We start from the raw sequence: 6,349 nt of genomic DNA on the forward strand, positions 1-6,349 counted from the left end.
CCCCGGAGCCGCCGCCGCGTCAGCCCCGTGCCGCGTCCGGCCGGCCCCGTGGGGACGCGGGTGCCCGGTTCGGCGCGTTCCGCCAGGCCCTGCGATCGACACGCCGGGACACCGGCGTGCCACCGGAGTCGGTACCGGACTCCGACTGATCGCGCGGGCAGCCCCATCCGACCACGGCCGACAAGGATCTCGTGATGACGACGACGAATCAGAGCCTCGAATGGCTACTGGAGAGCCTGCTGGAGCAGACCCCCGGAGCGCGGCACGCCCTGGTGCTGTCGAGAGACGGGCTGAAGCTGTGCCACACCCGGGAGCTCGGTGTGGACCGGGCCGACCAGCTCTCCGCCGTCGCGGCGGGAGTGCAGGCGCTCGCGCAGAGCGCGTCGATGGAGTTCGGTGACGGCTCCGGTGGCGTGCGGCAGTCCATGACCGAGTTCCACGGCGGGCTGCTGTTCATCGTGGAGGCGGGCGAAGGCGCGCATCTCGCGTTGCTGGCCTCCGAGGACGCCGACGTCGGCTTCATCGGCCACAAGATGAACGAGCTCGTCGAACAGCTCGGGCCGTTCCTCACCGCGCCGCCACGCAGGCCACGAACGGACCAGCCGGCATGACGCGGACCGCGGTCGACAACGAGGAACCCGACCGGCTCTACACGGTGACCGGTGGGCGCAGCCGCGCCGACGACAACGACCTCGACCTGGTCACGCTCATCGTCGGGGAGTCCGGCCCCGCTCCCGGGATGCAGTCGGAGCACGCGCGCATCCTGCGCGTCTGCCGGTATCCGACGGCGGTCGTGGAGATCGCCTCGGAACTGGATCTGCCGGTCAGCGTCGTGAAGATCCTCATCACCGACCTGCTGGCCACCGGTCACGTCACCGCGCGGCATCCCAGCGCACGCCGGAGGCCGTCCGAAATGCCCGATCCGGCTTTCCTCGAGAGGGTGCTCGTTGGACTCCACAATCTCTGACCCCGTCACACCGGCGTCGGACCGCACGCCGCTGCGGAGCACGGCGGCCGACGGCGCGAAGATCGTCGTCGTGGGCGGGTTTGGCGTCGGCAAGACCACACTGGTCCGTTCGGTGAGTGAGATCCGCCCGCTGAACACCGAGGAAACGATGACCCAGGCCGGGCTCGGCATCGACAACACCGCCGAGGTGGCCGCGAAGAACACGACCACCGTGGCGTTCGACTTCGGCCGCATCACACTCGACGAGGAACTGGTGCTCTACCTGTTCGGAGCGCCGGGGCAACAGCGGTTCTGGTTCCTGTGGGACCGGCTCTTCGCGGGCACCCTCGGCGCGGTGGTACTCGTGGACACCCGCCGCGTCGAGGATTCCTGGTATTCCATCGACCGGCTGGAGCACCACGGAACGCCGTTCATCGTCGTGCGCAACAACTTCCCGGGCGCCACGCACGATCTCGACGAGTTGCGCGAGGCGCTGACCCTGTCCGACGAGGTGCCGTTGATCGACTGCGACGCCCGCGACCGGGAATCGTCCAAACGAGTGCTCATCACACTCGTCGACCACCTGTACACCATGTCGAATCAGGGAAGAACGTCATGACCGACCTGCGGTCGTCGCTGGACGACGCCGAGCCGCTCTACGGGGAGCGGTTCACACAGGACCCGGCCGCGCTGTACGCGGAGATCCGGCACCGGCACGGCCCGGTCGCGCCGGTGCTGCTCGACGGTGACATCCCCGCGTGGTTCGTGGTCGGATACCGTGAACTGCACCAGGTCACCTCCAACCCGCGGCTGTTCGCGCGCGACACGCGGCGCTGGAACATGTGGGACCGCGTACCCGACGACTGGCCGCTGCTGCCCTACGTCAGCCACAACCCGTCGGTGATGTTCGCCGAGGACGACGAGCACAGGCGGCGGGCGGGCGCGATCGGCGACGCGCTGAACGCGTTCGACCAGTTCGAGATCGGCATGAACTGCGAGCGCGTGGCCGACTCGCTGATCGACACGTTCGCCGGGCGTGGCGAGGCCGAACTCATGGCCGAGTACGTGCTGAAGATGCCCCTGTCGGTGCTGGCCACCCTGTACGGCCTGCCCGAGGGCGAGATTCCGGACCTGGTGCGCGACATCCGCGCCTCCCTCGACGTCGGCCCGGACGCGGGCCCTGCCTTCGGCCGGGTGCGGACGGCGATGAGCGAGCTGCTGGCGCGCAAGCGCGCCGCCCCGGGCCCGGACGTGCCGTCCTACCTCATCGAGCACCCGGCCGGGTTGACCGACGAGGAGATCAAGCTCGACCTGCTGGTGGTGGCCTCGGCGGCGCAGCAGCCGACGGCGAACTGGATCGGGAACACGCTGCGGCTGATGCTGACCGACGAGCGCTTCGCCCTGACCCTGGCCGGAGGCCGGGAGAGCGTGGGGCAGGCGCTGACCGAGGTGCTCTGGCACGACACGCCGACGCAGAACTTCATCGGCCGGTTCGCCAGCAGGGACACCGAACTGGCCGGGTGCCGCGTGCGCGCGGGGGACATGCTCGTACTCGGGCTTTCGGCGGCGAACACCGACCCGACCGTGCGGCTGGCCCTGCCCGACGCGACGGGAAACCGCGCCCACATGTCCTTCGGGCACGGTGAGCACGGATGTCCCTACCCGGCGCCCGAGGTGGCCGAGGTGATCGCGAAGACCTCGGTGGAGGTGCTGCTGGACCGGCTGCCCGACCTGTCCCTGGGAGTCCCGAGCGACGACCTCGAATGGCACCCGTCGGTCTGGATGCGCGGCCTCCGCAGCCTCCCGGTCACCTTCACCGCCGCCCACTGACCCGCGAGTTGCCCCTCGCGGCACGCGAGTTGCCCCGTCCCGTCCGCGAGTTGCCCCGTCCCGTCCGCGAGTTGCCCCTCGCGGACGGCGAATCGACCCTAACGCCCTGCCGGGGTGAAGCGCACCGGCACCGACACCGGGCCCCGGGTGAACAAGCCCTGCTCGACCACGGTCTGCCCCTCGGTGAGGCACACGTCGGGCATCGCGTCGAGCAGCTGATCGACACCGACCTCGACCTCGGCCTTGGCCAGCAGCGCCCCGACGCAGAAGTGCCTGCCGAGCGCGAACGACAGGTGCTGCGCGGCGGCGGAGAAGGCCGTGTCCGTCGGCAGGTCGTCGCGGAAGACGTCGAACGTGTGCGGGTCGGTGAACCGCTCCGGGTCGCGGTTGGCCGCCCCGATCAGGCAGGTCAGCGTGCTGCCCGCCGGAACTACGCCGCCGCGCAGCTCCACGTCCTCCGCGGGCTGGCGCATGATCATGTGGACGGGCGGGGTGAAGCGCAGCGTTTCGGCGAAGACCCGCGGGATGAGGCTCCGGTCCGCGCGGACCGCGCGCAGTTGGTCCGGGTGGGCCAGGAGATTGCCGAAGATCCCCGCGATGGCCTTGTCGGTGGTCTCGCCGCCCGCGGCGAGCAGCAGGCTGACGAACGCCTTGATGTCCTCGTCACTCATCCGGGTGCCATCGACCTCGGCGGCGCACAGGGTGGACAGCAGGTCGTCGCCGAGGTTCTCCCGCCGCTCACGGATGATCGGGATCATGTACTCGGCCAGCTCGTCACGGGTGCGCAACCCGTCGGCGGCGATGTCGGGGTCCTGGCTGAGGTTGCCGAGGAACGCGATGATCGAGGTGTACCAGCGCTGGAACCGCTCGTGGTCGCTCCGGTCCAAGCCCAGCATGTCGACGATGACGTTGATCGGGAAATGCCGGGCGAAGTCGTGCACCAGATCGGCGTTGCCGGTGTGCCGGAACCGGTCGATCAGCTCGCGGGCGTTGCGCTCGATCACCGGGAGGAACTTCTCTCGCAGCTCCTGGCCCCGGAACGCGGGAGCCACCAGCGCTCGTCGCACCGAGTGCTCGCGCCCGTCCATCTGGAGAATGGTCCGGCCGTGCACGGGTTCGAGCTGCCAGCCGTAGTTGTCGGTGGTGAAGACGGGGTCCTTGAACGCCCGCGCCACGTCGTCGTAGCGGAAGACGATGTAGCTGCGCATGGCCTCGTGCCAGATCAGGGGCGGGCCGTCGAACATGGCGTCGTAGGCCGTGTAGGGGTCGGCGGCGAACTCCGGCGAGAGGATGTCGGGGGCTTCGGGTGCGGTGGTCATGACCCTCCTGTGTTCGTGCGCGCCCGGGCCCGCGCGCCGGGGCGTGCACGAGCCGGAACCGTGGTCGTCGGTCCGCATGTCGTTGACAGTGCGTCAGCGAGTGGTGACCGTCCGCGAGACTAACGACGAGGAGGGCGGTTTCTCTGCACCCGAGCGGCAGATTCCGACGGTCGGCCTAGCCGTGCGCGACGGACGCAGCACAGTGAGCACGGCATCCGTGGGAGGATCGCGGCATGGCTTCGACAGTGTCCGACGTGATCGCCGCGCTGGACGCGGCCTACCCCCGTGAGCTGGCCGAACCATGGGATGCCGTGGGGCTGGTGTGTGGAGACCCCGGCGAGCCGGTGGGCCGGGTGCTGGTCTGCGTGGACCCGGTCGAGCGAACGGTGGACGAGGCCGTTGAGCGTGGTGCGCACATGATCGTCGCGCACCATCCGCTGCTGCTGAGGGGCGTGCACGGCGTCGGCACCGACAGCACCAAGGGCAGGCTGGTGCACCGCATGATCCGCTCGGGCATCGCGCTGTTCTGCGCGCACACCAATGCCGACTCGGCCGATCCCGGCGTCTCGGACGCGCTGGCCGAGGCGCTCGGCCTCACCGTGCGAGGCCCGCTGGCGCCGCATCCGGACGGCGACGGCCGCACCGGGCTCGGGCGCATCGGCGAGCTGACCGAGCCGGAGCCGTTCGCGGAGTTCGTGCGCCGGGTGGACAGTGCCCTGCCCGCCACCCGGCCGGGGGTCCTCGGTGCGGGTGATCCGGACCGTCCGATCAGGACCGTGGCGGTGTCCGGCGGTTCCGGTGACAGCTATCTCGGCGCCGCTGCCGCCGCCGGGGTGGACGCCTACGTGACGGCGGACCTGCGCCACCATCCCGCGGGCGAACACCTGGAACAGGGCGGTCCGGCGCTGGTCGGGCTCACCCACTGGGCCAGCGAGTGGCCATGGTGCGGGCAAGCGGCGAGCGTGCTGCGCGCGGGGGGTAACGTCGAGGTTCACGTGTCGACGCGGTGCACCGATCCGTGGAACCTGCGAGCGTGAGGACGAACGGAGAAACGCAGTGAAGGCAGAACCCACCGCGCAGCGCCAGTTGCTCGACCTCGCCAAGATCGACGCCGAGCTGTCCCGGGTGGCGCACCGCCGCCGGACCCTTCCCGAGCTGGCCGAGATCACCGAGGCCGAGCAGCGCGTGCGGGACCGCTCCGACGCCCTCGTGTCCGTGCAGACCTCGGCCTCCGACCTCGACCGCGAGGTGACCAAGCAGGAGAGCGAGGTCGAGTCGGTGCGGGCCCGTGCGGAGCGGGACCGCAAGCTGATGGAGCAGGGGTCGGTCTCGGCCAAGCAGCTCACCGAGCTGGAACACGAGATGGACACACTCGCCCGCAGGCAGGCCGCGCTCGAGGACGACCAGCTCGAACTGATGGAGCGCAAGGAGGCCGTCGACGCCGACGTTCAGCGCACCGCCGCGGAGGTGGACGAGGCCGAGCGCGCTCTCGCCGACGCGCGCAAGCGCCGGGACGAGGCCGTGGCCGACCTGGACGCCACGCAGGCGCGACGCGAGGCCGACCGCGAGGGCGTGACACCCACGCTGCCGGAGGACGTGCTCGCGCTGTACGAGCGGGTGCGCGCGCACCGGGGGATCGGCGCGGCGCTGCTCAAGTCCCGGCGGTGCGGGGCCTGCCAGCTCGAACTCGACCGCAGCACGATCGCCGAGATCAAGAACACGCCTCCGGACGAGATCGTCCAGTGCGACAACTGCGAGGCCATCCTCGTGCGCACCCTGGAGTCGGGCCTGTGACCGGCCGCGTGGTCGTCGAGGCCGACGGCGGTTCGCGCGGCAATCCCGGGCCCGCGGGATACGGCGCGGTCGTGCGGGACGCGGAGTCCGGCGAGGTGCTGGCCGAGCGCCAGGAGGGCCTCGGGGTGGCCACGAACAACGTGGCCGAGTACCGGGGCCTGGTGGCGGGGCTCGAGGCCGCCGCCGACGTGGGCGCATCCCGGGTGGACGTGCGCATGGATTCAAAGCTGGTCGTCGAGCAGATGTGCGGCCGGTGGAAGATCAAGAACGCGGCGCTGCGCCCGCTCGCGGTGCGCGCCAAGGAGCTGGCGGACGGGTTCGCCGTCGTGCGTTACGAGTGGATTCCACGCGAGCGCAACAAGCACGCCGACCGGCTCGCGAACGAGGCGATGGACACCCAGGCCGGGCGGGACGCCGGCGGTGACACCGCGGCGGAGCCCGCGGCGCCGCCGGAACGGGC

The 6,349-nt window shown here is 70.9% G+C and carries 8 protein-coding genes; 7 read left to right on the forward strand and 1 reads right to left on the reverse strand.

Annotated elements, in window-relative coordinates:
• Window positions 1-194: 194 nt before the first annotated feature.
• Genes SACSA_RS0116030 through SACSA_RS0116045 form a run of 4 tightly spaced genes read left to right on the forward strand, consistent with a single transcriptional unit; the run spans window position 195 to window position 2,776 of the window.
• Window positions 195-611, forward strand: a complete 417-nt coding sequence (locus SACSA_RS0116030; protein WP_019818673.1) for a roadblock/LC7 domain-containing protein — start codon at window positions 195-197, stop codon at window positions 609-611.
• Window positions 608-967: a DUF742 domain-containing protein gene (locus tag SACSA_RS0116035; RefSeq protein WP_019818674.1), complete on the forward strand. Its 360-nt coding sequence runs from the start codon at window positions 608-610 to the stop codon at window positions 965-967. Before SACSA_RS0116030 ends, SACSA_RS0116035 begins: the two co-directional genes overlap by 4 nt.
• Window positions 948-1,565, forward strand: coding sequence for a GTP-binding protein (locus SACSA_RS0116040; protein WP_019818675.1), 618 nt, complete (start codon window positions 948-950; stop codon window positions 1,563-1,565). The genes SACSA_RS0116035 and SACSA_RS0116040 overlap by 20 nt, the downstream gene beginning before the upstream one ends.
• A complete protein-coding gene (locus SACSA_RS0116045) occupies window positions 1,562-2,776 on the forward strand; it encodes a cytochrome P450 (RefSeq protein ID WP_019818677.1) in 1,215 nt (404 codons plus the stop codon). The genes SACSA_RS0116040 and SACSA_RS0116045 overlap by 4 nt, the downstream gene beginning before the upstream one ends.
• Window positions 2,777-2,874: 98 nt before the next feature.
• Here the strand turns inward: SACSA_RS0116045 and SACSA_RS0116050 are convergent, their stop codons facing one another.
• Window positions 2,875-4,095, reverse strand: coding sequence for a cytochrome P450 (locus SACSA_RS0116050; protein WP_019818678.1), 1,221 nt, complete (start codon window positions 4,093-4,095; stop codon window positions 2,875-2,877).
• A gap of 233 nt (window positions 4,096-4,328) precedes the next feature.
• Here SACSA_RS0116050 and SACSA_RS0116055 point away from each other — a divergent pair, with 233 nt between their 5' ends.
• From SACSA_RS0116055 to SACSA_RS23350, 3 genes are all read left to right on the forward strand, one after another.
• Window positions 4,329-5,132 carry a Nif3-like dinuclear metal center hexameric protein gene (locus SACSA_RS0116055; RefSeq protein WP_028661939.1) on the forward strand — a complete coding sequence of 268 codons (804 nt, stop codon included), beginning with the start codon at window positions 4,329-4,331 and terminating at the stop codon, window positions 5,130-5,132.
• Between the two features lie 19 nt (window positions 5,133-5,151).
• On the forward strand, window positions 5,152-5,889 hold the full coding sequence (locus tag SACSA_RS0116060) for a zinc ribbon domain-containing protein (RefSeq protein WP_019818682.1): 738 nt from the start codon (window positions 5,152-5,154) through the stop codon (window positions 5,887-5,889).
• The coding region (locus SACSA_RS23350; protein WP_019818683.1) for a reverse transcriptase-like protein at window positions 5,886-6,349 on the forward strand (464 nt) is incomplete at its 3' end. The genes SACSA_RS0116060 and SACSA_RS23350, both read left to right, overlap by 4 nt.

The organism is Saccharomonospora saliphila YIM 90502, from assembly GCF_000383795.1.
GTDB classification, from domain to species: domain Bacteria; phylum Actinomycetota; class Actinomycetes; order Mycobacteriales; family Pseudonocardiaceae; genus Saccharomonospora; species Saccharomonospora saliphila.

What these genes read in the sequence shown, in the direction of transcription:
- SACSA_RS0116030 (WP_019818673.1), top strand. Translation starts at nt 195, where the DNA reads ATGACGACGACGAATCAGAGCCTCGAATGGCTACTGGAGAGCCTGCTG.
- SACSA_RS0116035 (WP_019818674.1), top strand. Translation starts at nt 608, where the DNA reads ATGACGCGGACCGCGGTCGACAACGAGGAACCCGACCGGCTCTACACG.
- SACSA_RS0116045 (WP_019818677.1), top strand. Translation starts at nt 1,562, where the DNA reads ATGACCGACCTGCGGTCGTCGCTGGACGACGCCGAGCCGCTCTACGGG.
- SACSA_RS0116050 (WP_019818678.1), bottom strand. Translation starts at nt 4,095, where the DNA reads ATGACCACCGCACCCGAAGCCCCCGACATCCTCTCGCCGGAGTTCGCC.
- SACSA_RS0116055 (WP_028661939.1), top strand. Translation starts at nt 4,329, where the DNA reads ATGGCTTCGACAGTGTCCGACGTGATCGCCGCGCTGGACGCGGCCTAC.